Annotated in this window: 15 protein-coding genes; all 15 read left to right on the top strand. The window is 71.6% G+C overall.

The window, feature by feature from the left end:
• Positions 1-26: 26 nt before the first annotated feature.
• On the top strand, positions 27-3911 hold the full coding sequence (locus AVL61_RS01110; protein ID WP_058872515.1) for a DNA-directed RNA polymerase subunit beta': 3885 nt from the start codon (positions 27-29) through the stop codon (positions 3909-3911).
• A 162-nt stretch (positions 3912-4073) separates the two neighbouring features.
• Positions 4074-4838, top strand: a complete 765-nt coding sequence (locus tag AVL61_RS01115) for an IclR family transcriptional regulator (protein WP_058872516.1) — start codon at positions 4074-4076, stop codon at positions 4836-4838.
• 177 nt (positions 4839-5015) lie between these two features.
• Positions 5016-6215, top strand: coding sequence for a 4-hydroxybenzoate 3-monooxygenase (locus tag AVL61_RS01120; RefSeq protein WP_058872517.1), 1200 nt, complete (start codon positions 5016-5018; stop codon positions 6213-6215).
• Positions 6216-6382: 167 nt separating this feature from the next.
• On the top strand, positions 6383-7204 hold the full coding sequence (pcaH, locus tag AVL61_RS01125) for a protocatechuate 3,4-dioxygenase subunit beta (RefSeq protein ID WP_058872518.1): 822 nt from the start codon (positions 6383-6385) through the stop codon (positions 7202-7204).
• Complete coding sequence (pcaG, locus tag AVL61_RS01130) at positions 7197-7781, top strand: protocatechuate 3,4-dioxygenase subunit alpha (protein ID WP_058872519.1); 585 nt, start codon at positions 7197-7199, stop codon at positions 7779-7781. Before pcaH ends, pcaG begins: the two co-directional genes overlap by 8 nt.
• A gap of 88 nt (positions 7782-7869) precedes the next feature.
• Entirely contained in the window at positions 7870-9327 is a 1458-nt protein-coding gene (locus tag AVL61_RS01135; protein WP_058872520.1) for a lyase family protein, read from the top strand.
• Positions 9324-10169, top strand: a complete 846-nt coding sequence (locus AVL61_RS17245; protein WP_157571240.1) for an alpha/beta fold hydrolase — start codon at positions 9324-9326, stop codon at positions 10167-10169. Before AVL61_RS01135 ends, AVL61_RS17245 begins: the two co-directional genes overlap by 4 nt.
• Positions 10166-10573, top strand: coding sequence for a 4-carboxymuconolactone decarboxylase (gene pcaC, locus AVL61_RS17705; RefSeq protein ID WP_058872521.1), 408 nt, complete (start codon positions 10166-10168; stop codon positions 10571-10573). Before AVL61_RS17245 ends, pcaC begins: the two co-directional genes overlap by 4 nt.
• Before the next feature lie 124 nt (positions 10574-10697).
• A complete protein-coding gene (locus AVL61_RS01150; protein WP_058872522.1) occupies positions 10698-11891 on the top strand; it encodes a thiolase family protein in 1194 nt (397 codons plus the stop codon).
• A 50-nt stretch (positions 11892-11941) separates the two neighbouring features.
• Positions 11942-12634, top strand: a complete 693-nt coding sequence (locus tag AVL61_RS01155; protein ID WP_058872523.1) for a 3-oxoacid CoA-transferase subunit A — start codon at positions 11942-11944, stop codon at positions 12632-12634.
• A gap of 1 nt (position 12635) precedes the next feature.
• Positions 12636-13313 carry a 3-oxoacid CoA-transferase subunit B gene (locus AVL61_RS01160; protein WP_058872524.1) on the top strand — a complete coding sequence of 226 codons (678 nt, stop codon included), beginning with the start codon at positions 12636-12638 and terminating at the stop codon, positions 13311-13313.
• Between the two features lie 77 nt (positions 13314-13390).
• Positions 13391-14203 carry an IclR family transcriptional regulator domain-containing protein gene (locus tag AVL61_RS01165; RefSeq protein ID WP_058872525.1) on the top strand — a complete coding sequence of 271 codons (813 nt, stop codon included), beginning with the start codon at positions 13391-13393 and terminating at the stop codon, positions 14201-14203.
• A gap of 335 nt (positions 14204-14538) precedes the next feature.
• Positions 14539-14913, top strand: coding sequence for a 30S ribosomal protein S12 (rpsL, locus tag AVL61_RS01170; RefSeq protein WP_017833291.1), 375 nt, complete (start codon positions 14539-14541; stop codon positions 14911-14913).
• The gene (gene rpsG, locus AVL61_RS01175; RefSeq protein WP_017833292.1) at positions 14913-15383 is read left to right on the top strand and encodes a 30S ribosomal protein S7; all 471 of its coding nucleotides are present in this window, start codon (positions 14913-14915) and stop codon (positions 15381-15383) included. Before rpsL ends, rpsG begins: the two co-directional genes overlap by 1 nt.
• Positions 15384-15452: 69 nt before the next feature.
• Positions 15453-17567: an elongation factor G gene (gene fusA / locus AVL61_RS01180; RefSeq protein WP_058872526.1), complete on the top strand. Its 2115-nt coding sequence runs from the start codon at positions 15453-15455 to the stop codon at positions 17565-17567.
• The last annotated feature ends 95 nt before the right edge of the window (positions 17568-17662 follow it).

Genomic DNA, 17662 nt, shown 5'->3' on the forward strand with positions numbered 1-17662 from the left:
TCCAGAGAAAGAGATAAAGGACCCTCATGTCCAACGAATCTTCACTAGGCCTCATGCGGATCGGTCTTGCGACCGCGGAGGACATCCGGACCTGGTCCTACGGCGAGGTCAAGAAGCCGGAGACCATCAACTACCGCACGCTCAAGCCCGAGAAGGACGGCCTGTTCTGCGAGAAGATCTTCGGTCCCACCCGGGACTGGGAGTGCTACTGCGGCAAGTACAAGCGCGTGCGCTACAAGGGCATCATCTGCGAGCGCTGCGGCGTGGAGGTCACCCGTGCCAAGGTGCGCCGTGAGCGCATGGGCCACATCGAGCTCGCCGCTCCCGTGACCCACATCTGGTACTTCAAGGGCGTGCCCTCGCGGCTGGGCTACCTGCTGGACCTCGCCCCGAAGGACCTGGAGAAGGTCATCTACTTCGCGGCGTACATGATCACGTCCGTGGACGAGGACGCCCGCCACGACGACCTGCCCAACCTGCAGGCCGCCGTGGACCGCGAGAAGGCGCAGATGGAGTCCACCCGCGACTCCGACATCGCCGCGATCGCCCGCGACCTCGAGACCGAGCTCGGCCGGGTCGAGGAGGAGGGCGGCAAGGCCGCGGAGAAGCGCAAGCTCCGCGACTCCGCCGACCGCCAGATGGCCAACGTGCGCAAGCGCGCCAACCTGGAGATCGACCGCCTCGAGCAGGTCTGGGACCGCTTCAAGAACCTCAAGGTCAACGACCTCGAGGGCGACGAGGCGCTCTACCGCGTCATGGTGGACCGCTACGGGATGTACTTCGAGGGCTCGATGGGCGCCGAGGCGATCAAGAAGCGCCTCGAGACCTTCGACCTCGAGGCCGAGGCCGAGTCCCTGCGGGAGACCATCGCCACCGGCAAGGGCCAGCGCAAGACCCGCGCCCTGAAGCGGCTCAAGGTCGTCAACGCGTTCCTGACCACGGACAACTCCCCGCTGGGCATGGTCCTGGACGCCGTCCCGGTGATCCCGCCGGAGCTGCGCCCGATGGTCCAGCTCGACGGCGGCCGCTTCGCCACCTCGGACCTCAACGACCTCTACCGGCGCGTGATCAACCGCAACAACCGGCTCAAGCGCCTGCTCGACCTGGGCGCCCCGGAGATCATCGTCAACAACGAGAAGCGGATGCTGCAGGAGGCCGTGGACTCGCTGTTCGACAACGGCCGCCGCGGCCGCCCGGTCACCGGGCCGGGCAACCGTGCGCTGAAGTCGCTGTCCGACATGCTCAAGGGCAAGCAGGGCCGCTTCCGGCAGAACCTCCTCGGCAAGCGCGTGGACTACTCCGGCCGCTCGGTCATCGTGGTCGGCCCGCAGCTGAAGCTGCACCAGTGCGGTCTGCCCAAGCAGATGGCGCTCGAGCTGTTCAAGCCGTTCGTGATGAAGCGGCTCGTGGACCTCAACCACGCGCAGAACATCAAGTCGGCCAAGCGCATGGTCGAGCGCTACCGCCCCCAGGTGTGGGACGTGCTCGAGGAGGTCATCACCGAGCACCCCGTGCTGCTCAACCGTGCCCCCACCCTGCACCGCCTGGGCATCCAGGCGTTCGAGCCGCAGCTCGTCGAGGGCAAGGCCATCCAGCTCCACCCGCTCGTGTGCGGCGCGTTCAACGCCGACTTCGACGGCGACCAGATGGCCGTGCACCTGCCCCTGTCCCCGGAGGCCCAGGCCGAGGCGCGCATCCTGATGCTGTCCTCGAACAACATCCTGAAGCCCTCGGACGGCAAGCCGATCGCCCTGCCCTCGCAGGACATGATCATCGGGCTGTACCACCTCACCACCGTCCGCGAGGGCGAGGAGGGGGAGGGCCGCGCGTTCTCCTCGGTGGCCGAGGCGATCATGGCCCACGACGCCGGGAAGCTGCACCTCAACGCGCTGTGCCGGATCGAGCTGGACGACTTCGTGCCGTTCGAGGGCTGGGAGGCCCCCGAGGGCTGGGAGCCGGGCTCGCCCGTGGTCGTGGAGACCACGCTGGGCCGCGTGCTGTTCAACGAGACGCTGCCCGAGGACTACCCCTGGGACGAGGCCGTCGCGGACAAGAAGCACCTGTCCGCGCTGGTCAACGACCTCGCGGAGCGGTACCCGATGGTGACCGTGGCGCACACCCTCGACGAGCTCAAGGACGCCGGGTTCCACTGGGCGGCCCGCTCGGGCGTGACCGTGGCCATCTCGGACATCGCGACCCCGCCGGAGAAGCCCGCCATCATGGAGGGCTACGAGGCGCAGGCCGCGAAGATCCAGGGCCAGTACGACCGCGGTCTGATCGACGACGACGAGCGTCGCTCGGAGCTCATCGACATCTGGACGAAGGCCACCGACGAGGTCGCCCAGGCCATGCAGGCGAACCTCTCGCCGCTGAACACCATCAACCGGATGGTGTCCTCCGGCGCCCGAGGCAACTGGATGCAGGTCCGCCAGATCGCCGGCATCCGCGGGCTCGTGTCCAACCCGAAGGGCGAGATCATGCCCCGCCCGATCAAGTCCTCCTACCGGGAGGGCCTGTCGGTGCTGGAGTACTTCATCGCGACCCACGGTGCCCGCAAGGGCCTGGCCGACACCGCGCTGCGCACGGCGAACTCGGGCTACCTGACCCGTCGTCTCGTGGACGTCTCCCAGGACGTCATCGTGCGGGAGGCGGACTGCATGACGGAGCGCGGCCTGAACCTGCCGCTCGCCGACGTGCAGGAGTCCGGTGCCCGGGTGCTGCACGAGGACATCGAGAACACGGTGCACGGCCGCGTGCTCGCGGTGGACGTGGTGGACGCCAACGGCGAGATCCTGGCCGAGGCCGGCACGGACCTCTCCGACGCGCTCATCAGCGCCCTCTTCGCGGGCGGGGCCGACACGGTGCGCGTGCGCTCCGTGCTGACCTGCGAGTCCGCGGTGGGCGTGTGCGCGGCGTGCTACGGCCGCTCGCTGGCCTCCAACCAGCTGGTGGACATCGGCGAGGCCGTGGGCATCATCGCCGCGCAGTCGATCGGTGAACCCGGCACGCAGCTGACGATGCGCACCTTCCACACCGGTGGCGTGGCGTCCTCGGACGGCGACATCACCCAGGGTCTGCCCCGCATCCAGGAGCTCTTCGAGGCCCGCACTCCCAAGGGCGTCGCGCCGATCTCGGAGGTCGCCGGGCGGGTCAGCATCGAGGACACCGAGAAGGCCCTCAAGCTCGTCGTGACCCCGGACAACGGGGACGAGGCGATCGGGTACCCGGTGCTGCGCCGCGCGAAGCTGCTCGTGACCGAGGGCGACCACGTCGAGGTCGGCCAGCAGCTGGTCTCGGGCGCCGTGGACCCCAAGGAGGTGCTGCGCATCCGCGGACCGCGGCAGGCGCAGAAGCACCTCGTGGACGAGGTGCAGCGCGTGTACCGCTCCCAGGGCGTGGGCATCCACGACAAGCACGTGGAGGTCATCGTGCGGCAGATGCTGCGCCGCGTGACGATCATCGAGTCCGGCGAGACGGACCTGCTGCCGGGCGAGCTCGTGGAGAACGTCCGCTTCCTGGAGGCCAACCGCAAGGCCGTGGCCGAGAGCAGCCGCCCGGCCGCGGGCCGGCCGGAGCTGATGGGCATCACGAAGGCCTCGCTGGCCACCGACTCGTGGCTGTCGGCCGCGTCCTTCCAGGAGACCACCCGCGTGCTCACGCAGGCGGCCATGGAGGGCAAGTCCGACCCGCTGGTGGGCCTCAAGGAGAACGTGATCATCGGCAAGCTGATCCCGGCCGGCACCGGGCTCGCGCGGTACAACAACATCGACGTGGAGCCGACGGACGAGGCGAAGGCCTCGCTGTTCACGGAGCCGGGCTCGTTCTCGGACTTCAGCTACGCGGAGGAGAACTCCTCGCCCGCCGAGTTCCAGGCGATCCCGCTGGAGGACTACGACTTCGGCTCCAACTGAGGTCGGCGTCCCCCGACAGGACGTGGTCACTCCCGTGATCACCAGGCAGCCCCGTTCCGGAAGACCCGTCTTCCGGGGCGGGGCTGTCCCCGTCCCGCGGCGGGCCGCGGCACACGTCCGCGGTGCACGGCCGGGGACCAGGAAGGAGCGTCAGGAGCCACCATGGCGAACTCACCCACCGGGGAGTCCGTGCTCGAGCGGGCGGACCGGATCCTCGCGGCGTTCACCGCCGAGAACTCCCGGCTGACGGGGGGCCGGATCGCGGCCCTCACCGGCCTGCCCACGGCCACCGCGCACCGGCTGGCCCGGGACATGGCCCGCCAGGGCTGGCTCGAGCGGGTGGAGGGCGGGCACTACGTGATCGGCACCCGGCTGTGGGAGCTGGCCAACCGCTCCTCGCGCGAGCTCGGGCTGGCGCGCGCCGCCCGCCCGTTCATGGGCGACATCCACGCGGTGCTGCGCCAGCACGTGCAGCTCGGCATCGTGGAGGGCCGCGAGGTGCTGCTCGTGGAGCGGCTCTCGCACCCCCGGGCGGTGCCCGTGCGCGCCGAGGTCGCGGGCCGGCTGCCCCTGCACCTCTCGGCCACGGGCCTGGTCCTGCTGGCGCACGCGCCGCAGGAGTACCGGGAGGAGTACCTCCGGGGCCCCCTCGACGCGTTCACCGAGCTCTCCCCGACGGACCCCGGGCTGCTGGCCGCGGAGCTCGAGCGGATCCGCGGCGCGGGCCACGCCCTGCAGACCGGCTACCTCGAGGCGGGGACGGCGGGCATCGCCGTGCCCGTGCGGGGCCGCGGCGACCAGGTGGTGGCGGGCCTGGGCGTCATCACCCCCGCGGGCGACCCCGCCGCGCGCGCCGGCGCGATCGTCCAGGCGCTGCACACCGCCGCGCACGGCATCCGCCGGACGCTGCGGGACGCCTCCCGCTGAACCGACCGCGCCGCCGAACCGGCCGCGCCGCCGAACCGGCCGCGCCGCCGAACCGGCCGCGCCGCCGGACCCGCCGCCCCGCCGCCGCTCCCGTCCCGTTCAACGGGAAGACTGTGGTGCCGCCCACAGCCCGCTGGGACACTGGACACGATTCCCGTCGTATCACCAGGAGCACTCATGAGCGCACAGCGCACCGTTCTCAGCACCCAGGTCGGCATCGTGGGCGGCGGCCCGGCCGGGCTGATGCTCGCCCACCTGCTCGGCCGCGCCGGCATCGACAGCATCGTCGTCGAGAAGCGCGACAAGGACACCATCCACGCCACCCACCGGGCCGGCATCCTCGAGGCCCCGACCGTGCGGATGCTGGTCGAGGAGGGCGTCGACGGGCGCGTGCTCACCGAGGGCCACGAGCACGAGGGCACCGTGCTGCGCTTCCAGGGCGAGAGCCACCGCATCGACTTCAAGGAGCTCGTCGGCGAGTCCGTGTGGCTCTACCCGCAGAACGAGGTGTTCCTGGACCTGGCCGAGGCCCGCGAGCGCGACGGCGGGGACGTGCGCTGGTCGGTCACCGGCACCGAGGTCCTGGACCTGACCACCGACCGGCCGGGCATCCGCTTCACCGACGCCGCGGGCGAGGACTTCGAGATCCGCTGCGAGGTCCTCGTGGGCGCCGACGGCTCGCAGAGCATCTGCCGCCGCGCGATCCCCGAGCAGGAGCGCACCGACAACTTCATCGAGTACCCCTTCGCCTGGTTCGGGATCCTCGCCGAGGCCCCGCCGAGCGCCCCGGAGCTCATCTACGCGAACTCCGAGCACGGCTTCGCCCTCGTCTCCCAGCGCAGCGACACCGTCCAGCGGATGTACTTCCAGTGCGACCCGGACGAGGACGTCGACGACTGGGACGAGGAGCGGATCTGGGCCGAGCTCCAGCGCCGCGTCGCGGGCCCCGACGGCCTGCGGCTCCAGGAGGGGCCCATCTTCGACAAGACGGTGCTGAAGTTCCGCTCCTACGTCTGCGAGCCCCTGCGCCACGGCAACCTGTTCCTCGTGGGCGACGCCGGCCACACGGTGCCCCCGACCGGGGCCAAGGGCCTGAACCTGGCGTTCTGCGACGTTCGCGTGCTCGCCCCGGCGCTCGTGGAGTTCTTCCGCTCCGGCGACGACTCCGGGCTGGCCGGGTACTCGGCCACGGCGCTGGAGCGCGTCTGGAAGGCCCAGAACTTCTCCTACTGGGCCACCCAGCTCATGCACACCCAGCCGGGGGAGAACCCCTTCAACCAGAAGCGCCGGCACGGCGAGTTCAAGGCCATCACCGGCTCGGCGCGCGGGGCCGCCTACTTCGCGGAGTCCTACACGGGCTGGCCCGACGACCGCTGACGGCCGCGCCCGTCGACTGTGACCCCAGAATAAGTTCGCACAACGAACACATGTGCGAATGCTGCACCGGATGCGCTAGCCTCGGAGAGTTCTCCGCGCAGGCGCCGATCACGGCGGGCGCGACGCCCGCCGGTGCGGCAGCCACCTCGCGACAAAGGAGCTGAACCATGACCGACCAGGACCAGGGGACGGGGGAGGCCTTCGTGCACCTCACCCCGAAGGGACCCGACGACGCGGCCGACACGCAGGCCGACCTCGACCGCGAGATGGCGCAGGTCGCCGAGGACTACGCGGCGTCGGGGCGCACCGAGACGCAGCCGCGCCTGGACTACGCGCCCTACCGCAGCTCGATCCTGCGGCACCCCACCAAGGACCTGCACCACGCGGACCCCGAGACCATCGAGCTGCACGCCCCCGCCTTCGGCGAGCGGGACGTGCACCGGCTCGAGTCGGACCTGACCATCCAGTCGGGCGGGGAGCCCATCGGCGAGCGGATCAAGATCCGCGGCCGGGTCCTCGACGGCGACGGCCGGCCCGTGCGGAACCAGCTCGTGGAGATCTGGCAGGCCAACGCGGCCGGGCGCTACATCCACAAGCGGGACCAGCACCCCGCGCCCATCGACCCGAACTTCACGGGCGTGGGCCGGTGCCTGACCGGCGACGACGGCTCCTATGAGTTCGTCACCATCAAGCCCGGACCGTACCCCTGGAAGAACCACCACAACGCCTGGCGGCCCGCGCACGTGCACTTCTCGCTGTTCGGCACGGACTTCACCCAGCGGATGATCACCCAGATGTACTTCCCCTCCGACCCGCTGTTCGCCCTGGACCCGATCTTCCAGTCCATCGTGGACCCGAAGGCCCGCGAACGGCTCGTGGCCCGGTACGACCACGACACCTCGGAGCACGAGTGGCTGCTCGGCTACACGTGGGACATCGTGCTCAGCGGCTCGAACCGCACCTGGACGGAAGGCGACTCCAATGTCTGAGACCCCGGCGAACCGCAGGCTCCCGGCCACCCCCGGCCAGACCATCGGGCCGTTCTTCGGCTACGCGCTGCCCTACGACAAGGGCGAGCTGCTCGTGCCGCTCGGGCACCCGCAGGCGGTGCGCCTGCACGGCACGGTCACCGACGGCCACGGCGAGCACGTGCCGGACGCGATGCTCGAGATCTGGCAGGCCGACGGCAACGGCGACGTGCCCACCGCGACCGGCTCGCTCGTGCGCGACGGCTGGACCTTCACCGGCTTCGGCCGCGCGTCCGTGGACAACGAGGGCCACTACACCTTCACCACCGTGGACCCGGGGCCGACCGAGCCCGGCAAGGCGCCGTTCATCACGCTGACGGTCTTCGCCCGCGGCCTGCTCAACCGGCTGTTCACCCGCATCTACCTGCCGGAGGACACCGAGGCGCTGGCGAACGACCCGCTGCTGGGCTCGCTGCCCGAGGACCGGCGCCGCACGCTGATCGCCGAGCGCGAGGCCGACGGCTCCCTGCGCTTCGACGTCCGCATGCAGGGCCAGGACGAGACCGTCTTCCTCACCTACCCGAACCTCGAGCAGTGACCCGCCCGTGCGGGAGCCCCGGCCGGGGCTCCCGCACGGCACCGCCGACCACGACGCACGACCGGACGACCACCGAAGGAGGACGCGCATGACCGACGCCGGGCTGCTCCGCCCCGGGGCCCACCGGGGCGACGCGCACACGGACGACACCGCCGTGCTCCAGGCGCTGCTCGACGTCGAGGCCGCCTGGGTCGCCGCGCAGGCGGACGCCGGGCTCGCCCCCCGCGCCGCCGCGGAGTCCGCCCGCGCGGCCGCCCGCGCCGCCGACTACGACGCCGGGGACATCGCCCGGCGCGCCGAGGGCGGCGGCAACCCGGTCATCCCGCTCCTCGCCGACTACCGGCGCCGGCTGGGGGAGCTCGACCCCGACGCCGTGCGCTTCGTGCACCGCGGCCTGACCAGCCAGGACGTCATGGACACCGCCATGATGCTCCTGGTCCGGCGCGCCGCCGAGCCCCTGGGACGGCAGCTGTGCGGCACCGCGGACGCCCTGGCCCGGCTGGCGCAGACCCACCGCGGCACCCTCCAGGCCGCCCGCACCCTGACGCAGCACGCGCTGCCCACCACCTTCGGCCTCAAGGCCGCCGGCTGGCTCGCCGGACTGCAGGACCTCGAGGCGGACCTCGCCGGGCTCACCCGGCTGCCGGTGTCCTGGGGCGGGGCCGCCGGCACCCTCGCCGGGAGCATCGCGCTCTTCCCCGGCACGCCCGACGCCGCCGAGCAGGCCGTCGAGCTCGCCCGCCGCTGGGCCGGCGAGCTGGGGCTGAGCATGCCGGCGCACGTGTGGCACACCAGCAGGCGGCCGGTCCTGCGCACCGCGGAGACCCTGGCCGCCGTCTGCGCGGCCCTGGGCCGGATCGCCAACGACGTGCTGCTCCTCTCCCGCCCCGAGCTCGGCGAGCTGCGCGAACCGGCCGCTGAGGGGCGCGGCGTGTCCTCCGCGATGCCCCAGAAGCAGAACCCGGTGCTCTCCGTGCTGCTCAAGCGCACCGCCCTGACCGCGCCCCAGCTCGTCGCCCAGCTCCACCTCGCCGCCGCCCAGTACGTCGACGAGCGCCCCGACGGCGCGTGGCACACGGAGTGGCCGGCGCTGCGGGAGCTGGCCCGGCTCGCCGTGGCGGCGTCGTCGCACGCGGCCGAGCTCACGGCGGGCCTGACCGTGGACCTCGCCCGGATGCGGGCCAACCTGGACGCGTCCGGGCCCGCCGTGCTCGCCGAGCGGATCAGCGCGGCGCTCGCGCCGCTGCTGCCGCCCGCCGCCGACGGCGCCACGGGGAAGCAGCAGGTCCAGGCGGTCGTGCGCGAGCACGCGAGCGACCGGCAGGGCATGCTCGACGCCCTCGAGGGCCTCGCCGCGGGCACCCTCCTGGCGGACGGCACCCCCGTGGACCGGGGGGTCGTGACCCGGCTGCTCGACCCCGCCGGCTACCTCGGCGCCAACGACCTGCTGATCGACCGGGTGCTCGAGCGGCACGACCGGTCGGCGAACGATCCTTCGACCACGTCCGGCGGGTACGCCGGGACCAGCGCCAGGAGCACCGCATGAGCGTCCCCGTCCTCACCCTCGTCGAGTTCGCCGACCGGCCGGCACCGTCCGCGCAGGCCCCGCTGCTGGTGCTCGGCCCCTCGCTGGGCACGTCCGTGACGTCGCTCTGGTCGGGCGTGGCCCGGCGGCTCGGGGCCGACGTGCGGGTGCTGGGCTGGGACCTGCCCGGGCACGGCGCCTCCGCACCCACCGACGAGCCGTTCACCGTGGCCGAGCTCGCCCGGGCGGTGCTGACGGCCGTGGACCGCCACCGCGCGGCGCCCAGGGCCGAGATCGAACGACCGTTCTTCTACGCGGGCTGCTCGATCGGCGGGTGCGTGGGGCAGCAGCTGCTCCTCGACGCCCCGGAGCGGGTCCGCGCCGCCGCGCTGGTCGGCACCGCCGCCCGGGTGGGGGAGCCCGGTGCCTGGGCGCAGCGTGCCGAGCTCGTGGCCGCGGCCGGCACCCCCACCCAGGTCGTGGGCTCCGCGCAGCGGTGGTTCGCCCCGGGCTTCATCGAGCGGGACGCGGCCACCACCACGGCCCTGCTGCACGACCTGCAGGGCGCGGACCGGTTCTCCTACGCCCGGGCCTGCGAGGCCCTCGCCGCCTTCGACGCGCACGCGGAGCCCGCCCCGGCCGACGTCCCCGTGCTCGCCGTGGTGGGCGCGCACGACGTCGCGACGCCGCCGGAGTCGGTGGCGCGGCTCGCGGAGGCGACCGGCGGGCGTCTCGTCGTCGTCGAGGGCGCCGGCCACCTGGTGCCCGCCGAGGCCCCGCAGGACGTGGCGCGGCTGCTGGACGAGCACTTCGGCCGGCAGGCCCCCACGACGACCACGACCCCCGAAGGAGCACGAGCATGAGCAGCAACCCCCGGCGCACCGAGCAGGAGGCGCACGCGGACGGCATGGCGGTGCGCCGCGAGGTGCTCTCCGACGCCCACGTGGACCGCGCCGAGGCCGGCAAGGACGCCTTCACCGCCGAGTTCCAGGACTTCATCTCCCGCTACGCGTGGGGCGAGATCTGGACCCGGCCGGGACTGGACCGGCGGATGCGCAGCGCCGTCACCCTGACCGCGCTGATCGCCGCCGGGCACTGGGAGGAGTTCGAGATGCACGTCCGCGCCGCCCTGCGCAACGGCCTGGAGCGGGACGAGATCAAGGAGATCCTGCTGCAGTCGGCGATCTACCTCTCCGTGCCCTCGGCCAACAACGCCTTCAAGCACGCCAAGCAGGTCCTCGACGCCCTCGACGCCGAGGGCGCCTGAGTCCTGCGCGGCCCCGCGCCGCGCCCCCGTGCCGGTCGCGCCCCGTGACCGACGCCCCACCACCCCGAGACCCCGGGACCCCGACCCCCGTGACCGACCTGCAACGACGCAAGTGAGGAACACCATGACCCAGGCCTACATCTACGACGCCGTCCGCACGCCCTTCGGCCGCTTCGGCGGCGCCCTGGCGGGCGTGCGCCCCGACGACCTGGCCGCCCTCGTGGTCGGCGAGCAGCTCCGGCGCGCATCCGCGCTGGACCCCGCCGCGATCGACGAGGTCGTGCTCGGCAACGCCAACGGCGCCGGCGAGGAGAACCGCAACGTCGCCCGCATGGCCACGCTGCTGGCCGGGCTCCCCGTGGAGCTGCCCGGCACCACCGTCAACCGGCTGTGCGGCTCCTCCCTGGACGCGGCGATCATCGCGTCCCGGCAGATCGCCGCGGGCGAGGCCGACGTGATGCTCGTCGGCGGCGTCGAGTCCATGAGCCGGGCCCCCTGGGTGCTCCCGAAGACGGAGAAACCCTACCCGGCCGGCGACATGACCCTGGCCTCCACCACGCTGGGCTGGCGGCTCGTCAACCCGAGCATGAACTCCGCGTGGACCGTGTCCCTGGGGGAGGCCACCGAGCAGCTCGCCGAGCGGCACGGCATCACCCGCGACCGCATGGACGAGTTCGCGCACCGCTCCCACCAGCTCACCCAGCAGGCCTGGGACGAGGGCTTCTACGCGGACCTCACCGTCCAGGTCCCCGGCACCGAGCTGACCCAGGACGAGTCAGTCCGCGCGTCCTCGACCGTCGAGAAGCTGGGCGGGCTCAGGACCGTCTTCCGCTCGGCGGAGCAGGGCGGCACCGTCACCGCCGGCAACGCCTCGCCGCTCAACGACGGCGCCTCCGCCGCCCTGCTGGGCTCCGAGAAGGCCGCCGAGCTGACCGGCCTGCAGCCCCTCGCCCGCATCGCCGGCCGGGGCGCGGCCGCCAACGAGCCGCAGTTCTTCGGCTTCGCCCCGGTCGAGGCCGCGAACCTCGCCCTGCGGCGCGCCGGGATCGGCTGGGACGACGTCGCCGCCGTCGAGCTCAACGAGGCCTTCGCCGCTCAGTCCCTCGCGTGCGTCGACGCCTGGGGGATCGACCCGGGAATCGTCAACCGGCACGGCGGCGCCATCGCCATCGGCCACCCCCTCGGGGCCTCCGGGACCCGCATCCTCGGCACGCTCGCGCGGTCCCTGCAGGCCTCCGGGCAGCGCTGGGGCGTCGCGGCCATCTGCATCGGCGTGGGCCAGGGCCTCGCCGTCGTGCTCGAGAACGAGAACGCCTGAGACCCGCGAGGGACCCGGGCGAAGAAGACCACCGAAGAGAGGCACAACGCATGCTGAACATCGCAGACAGCTGCGCGCAGGCCGTGGCCCCGATCCACGACGGCGCGACCGTCATGATCGGCGGCTTCGGCGTGGCCGGCCAGCCCGTCGAGCTCATCGACGCGCTGATCGACCACGGCGCCACCGACCTGACGGTCGTGAACAACAACGCCGGCAACGGCGACGTGGGCCTGGCCCGGCTGATCCAGCTGGGGCGCGTGCAGAAGATCATCTGCTCCTTCCCGCGCCAGTCCGACTCGTGGCACTTCGACGAGAAGTACCGGGCCGGGCAGATCGAGCTCGAGGTCGTCCCCCAGGGCAACCTCGCCGAGCGCATCCGCGCCGCCGGCGCCGGCATCGGGGCGTTCTTCACCCCCACCGGCTACGGCACCCCGCTCGCCGAGGGCAAGGAGGTCCGCGAGATCGACGGCCGCCACTACGTCCTGGAGCATCCCATCAAGGCCGACTTCGCCCTGACCAAGGCGCACGTCGCGGACCGGGCGGGCAACCTCGTGTACCGCAAGACGGCGCGCAACTTCGGCCCCATCATGGCCGCCGCGGCCGCCACCTCCATCGTGCAGGTCGCGGAGCTCGTGGAGCGCGGCGGGCTGGACCCCGAGGTCGTCGTGACCCCGGGCATCTACGTGGACACCGTCGTGCGGATCGACGCGCCGGCCCAGACCGACCCCCGAGAGGAGCTCTGACATGAGCGAGAACACCGTGGACGTCGTGCCCATGACGTCCGAGACCCCGCTCGCCCCGGAGGAGCTGGCCCGCCTGGTGGCCCGCGACATCCCGGCCGGCTCCTACGTCAACCTCGGCATCGGCCAGCCGACCCTGGTCTCCAACTACCTGACCGCCGAGGACGACGTCACCCTGCACACCGAGAACGGCATGCTCGGCATGGGCCCCGAGGCCCACGGCGACGAGGTCGACGCCGACCTCATCAACGCGGGCAAGATCCCCGTGGTCGAGACGCCGGGCTGCTCGTACTTCCACCACGCGGACTCCTTCGCCATGATGCGCGGCGGGCACCTCGACTGCTGCGTGCTCGGCGCGTTCCAGGTGGACCGGAAGGGCAACCTCGCCAACTGGCACACGGGCAAGCCGGACGCGATCCCCGCGGTGGGCGGGGCCATGGACCTGGCCACCGGTGCGAAGATGACGTTCGTGATGATGTCCCTGCAGACCAAGAAGGGGCAGTCGAAGCTCGTGGAGCAGTGCACCATGCCGCTCACCGGCGTGGGCTGCGTCTCGCGGATCTACACCGACCAGGCCGTGTTCCTCATCGAGGAGGACGGCGTCTCGGTGCGCGAGACCTTCGGGACGAGCTTTGAGGAGCTCCGGCAGATCGTCGACGTCCCGCTGCGGCCCGCCCGCTGAGCACCGCACCGACCCGGGGGGAGCGGCGGCCGGCACCGGCCGCCGCGCCCCCGGACGAGGCCCACAGGAGGCCACCGATGACCGAGCAGGACCCCACCGCCCCGGCGGGGGAGCGGAGCAGCCCGGGACAGTTCGTGCAGTCGCTGGCGCGCGGGCTCGGCGTGATCACGGCCTTCGACGCCCGGCACCCCCGGATGACCCTCAGCGACGTGGCCCGGCGCACCGGGCTCACCCGCGCCACCGCACGCCGGTTCCTGCTCACCCTCGAGGAGCTGGGCTACGTCCGGACCGACGGGCGCCTCTTCGAGCTCACCCCCATGGTCCTCCAGCTCGGCTACTCCTACCTCTCCTCGCTGTCGCTGCCGGCCCTGGCCGCCCCGCACCTCGAGACGCTCTCGGCGCAGGTCGAGGAGTCCACGTCCGCCTCCGTGCTGGACGGCTCCGACATCGTCTACGTGGCCCGGGTCTCCACGCACCGGATCATGACCGTGGCGATCGCCGTGGGCACCCGTTTCCCCGCCCACGCCACGTCCATGGGCCGGGTCCTGCTCGCCGCGCTGGACGCGGAGCAGCTCGCCGGGTACTTCCGCACGGCGCGCATCGAGCGGCTGACCGCCCACACCCTCACCGACCGCGCCGCCCTCGAGGCGGACCTGCGGCAGGTGCGCGCCCAGGGGTGGGCCCTCGTGGACCAGGAGCTCGAGGTGGGGCTGCGCTCGGTCGCCGCCCCGGTGACCGACGGCACCGGCCGCGTGGTCGCGGCCGTGAACGTCTCCATGCGCGTGGGGATGCCCGGGGCGAGCGCCGGGGACCCGGTGGACGACGTCGTGCCGCCACTGCTCGAGTGCGCCCGGCGGATCTCCGCCGACCTCGCCGCGACCGGGCGCTGACCGTACGCCGGGACCGCGCCGGCCGGACGGGCGGGCCCGCGTTTTCCCGCCCCGGCCGGCGTCTGATAGGCTGTCGAGGAATTGAACGGTCATCCCTCGGCGCCCGCCGCCCCTGGAGGCCGGAGAAATCATGGCAGAACGGACTCGGTCCTCTGGTACGCGGTGTGTACCAAAATGCCATCCTTTTCGTCTGCCCAGCTACCTTCGGCGCGGCGACCGTGGTGCCCGCCCGCCGGGCCCACACCGAGCGCCGCACCCGCACCAGGCCCCGGCCGGGAGCGGGGAGCCGAACACCCAGCGGGCCGCTGACGCGTCCCGTCCGATCAGGAGACACTGTGCCTACAATCCAGCAGCTGGTCCGCAAGGGCCGGACCCCGAAGGTCGTCAAGACCAAGGCGCCCGCACTCAAGGGCAGCCCCATGAAGCGCGGTGTGTGCACCCGCGTGTACACCACCACGCCGAAGAAGCCGAACTCCGCGCTGCGCAAGGTCGCCCGCGTGAAGCTCAACGGCGGCGTCGAGGTCACGGCCTACATCCCCGGTGAGGGCCACAACCTCCAGGAGCACTCCATCGTGCTCGTCCGCGGCGGTCGCGTGAAGGACCTCCCCGGTGTCCGCTACAAGATCGTCCGCGGCGCGCTCGACACCCAGGGTGTCAAGGGCCGCCAGCAGGCCCGTTCCCGTTACGGCGCCAAGAAGGAGAAGAAGTAATGCCTCGTAAGGGTCCCGCTCCCAAGCGCCCGCTCGTCGTCGACCCGGTCTACAGCTCCCCGGTCGTCACGCAGCTGATCAACAAGGTCCTCCAGGACGGCAAGAAGTCCACCGCCGAGCGCATCGTCTACGGCGCCCTCGAGGGCGTCCGGGCGAAGTCCGGCGCCGACCCGGTCGCCACCCTCAAGAAGGCCCTGGAGAACGTCAAGCCGGCCCTCGAGGTGAAGTCCCGCCGCGTCGGCGGCGCCACCTACCAGGTGCCCGTCGAGGTCAAGCCGGGCCGCGCCCAGGCGCTGTCCCTGCGCTGGCTCGTCGGCTACTCCAAGATCCGCCGTGAGAACACCATGACCGAGCGTCTGCAGAACGAGATCCTGGACGCGTCCAACGGTCTCGGTGCCGCCGTGAAGCGCCGCGAGGACACCCACAAGATGGCGGAGTCCAACAAGGCCTTCGCCCACTACCGCTGGTAGAATCTTCCAGGCCTGTCGGCCCCATCCGGGCCGGCAGGCCGCCGGCACCATCTCCGAAAGGGAACCACCGTGGCACTTGACGTGCTTACCGACCTCAAGAAGGTCCGCAACATCGGCATCATGGCGCACATCGATGCCGGTAAGACCACCACCACCGAACGCATCCTGTTCTACACCGGTATCTCCCACAAGCTCGGCGAGACCCACGATGGTGCCTCCACCATGGACTGGATGGCGCAGGAGCAGGAGCGCGGCATCACGATCACGTCCGCCGCGACGTCCTGCTACTGGCACGACAACCAGATCAACATCATCGACACCCCCGGCCACGTGGACTTCACGGTCGAGGTCGAGCGCTCCCTGCGCGTGCTCGACGGCGCCGTGGCGGTCTTCGACGGCAAGGAGGGCGTCGAGCCCCAGTCGGAGACGGTCTGGCGCCAGGCCGACAAGTACGACGTGCCCCGCATCTGCTTCGTCAACAAGATGGACAAGCTGGGCGCCGACTTCTACTTCACCGTCGACACCATCATCAACCGCCTCGGTGCCAAGCCGCTGGTGATGCAGCTGCCGATCGGCGCCGAGTCCGAGTTCACCGGCGTGGTCGACCTGCTCACCATGAAGGCCTTCGTCTGGCCGGGCGACTCCAAGGGCGACGTCTCCCTGGGCGCCAAGTACGAGATCCAGGAGATCCCCGCCGACCTGCAGGAGCGGGCCGAGGAGTACCGCAACCAGCTGGTCGAGTCCGTCGCCGAGGCGGACGACGAGCTCATGGAGAAGTACCTGGGCGGCGAGGAGCTCACCCTCGAGGAGCTCAAGGCCGGCATCCGGAAGCTGACCATCAACTCCGAGGCGTACCCCGTGCTGTGCGGCTCCGCGTTCAAGAACCGCGGCGTGCAGCCGATGCTCGACGCCGTCATCGACTTCCTGCCGTCCCCGCTGGACGTCCCGAACGTCGAGGGCCACGCGCTCAACGACGAGGAGGAGATCCTCTCCCGCCCCGTCGACTACAGCGCCCCCTTCTCGGCGCTCGCGTTCAAGGTCGCCTCGCACCCGTTCTACGGGCAGCTGACCTACATCCGCGTGTACTCCGGCAAGGCCGTCAACGGCGAGCAGGTCCTCAACTCGACCAAGGGCAAGAAGGAGCGCATCGGCAAGCTGTTCCAGATGCACTCCAACAAGGAGAACCCGGTCGACGAGATCCGGGCCGGCCACATCTACGCGGCCATCGGGCTCAAGGACACCACCACGGGCGACACCCTGTGCTCCCCGCAGGAGCCGATCGTGCTCGAGTCGATGACCTTCCCGGCCCCCGTGATCTCCGTGGCCATCGAGCCGAAGACCAAGGGCGACCAGGAGAAGCTCTCCACCGCGATCCAGAAGCTCTCGGCCGAGGACCCCACGTTCACCGTGTCCCTCAACGAGGAGACCGGCCAGACCGAGATCGGCGGCATGGGCGAGCTCCACCTGGACATCCTGGTGGACCGCATGAAGCGCGAGTTCCGGGTCGAGGCGAACGTCGGCAAGCCCCAGGTGGCCTACCGCGAGACCATCAAGAAGGCCGTCGACAAGGTCGACTACACGCACAAGAAGCAGACCGGCGGCTCCGGCCAGTTCGCCAAGGTGCAGGTGGCGTTCGAGCCGATCCCGCTGGACGCCGAGGAGCTCTACGAGTTCGACAACAAGGTCACCGGCGGCCGCGTCCCGCGCGAGTACATCCCCTCCGTGGACGCCGGCATCCAGGACGCCATGCGCCTGGGCATCCTCGCCGGGTACCCGGTCGTGGGCGTCAAGGCCACGCTGCTCGACGGTGCCTACCACGACGTCGACTCCTCCGAGATGGCGTTCAAGATCGCCGGCTCCATGGTCTTCAAGGAGGGCGCCCGCCGGGCCCAGCCCGTCCTGCTCGAGCCGCTGATGGCCGTCGAGGTCCGCACGCCCGAGGAGTACATGGGCGAGGTCATCGGCGACCTGAACTCCCGCCGCGGCCAGATCCAGTCCATGGAGGACGTGTCCGGCGTCAAGCTGGTCAAGGCCCTCGTCCCGCTGTCCGAGATGTTCGGCTACATCGGCGACCTCCGGTCCAAGACCCAGGGCCGCGCCGTGTACTCGATGCAGTTCGACAGCTACTCGGAGGTTCCCAAGGCCGTCGCCGAGGAGATCGTCCAGAAGAACCGCGGCGAGTAGGCACCACCCCCTCGGCCCCGGCCGGGAATTTCATCAAACAAGTACAGCCAAAGTAGACTTGCAGAGGTTTCAGTACTGCTGAGCGCCTCAAGCTC

This window comes from Kocuria rosea subsp. polaris, assembly GCF_001483755.1.
GTDB classification, from domain to species: Bacteria; Actinomycetota; Actinomycetes; order Actinomycetales; family Micrococcaceae; genus Kocuria; species Kocuria cellulosilytica.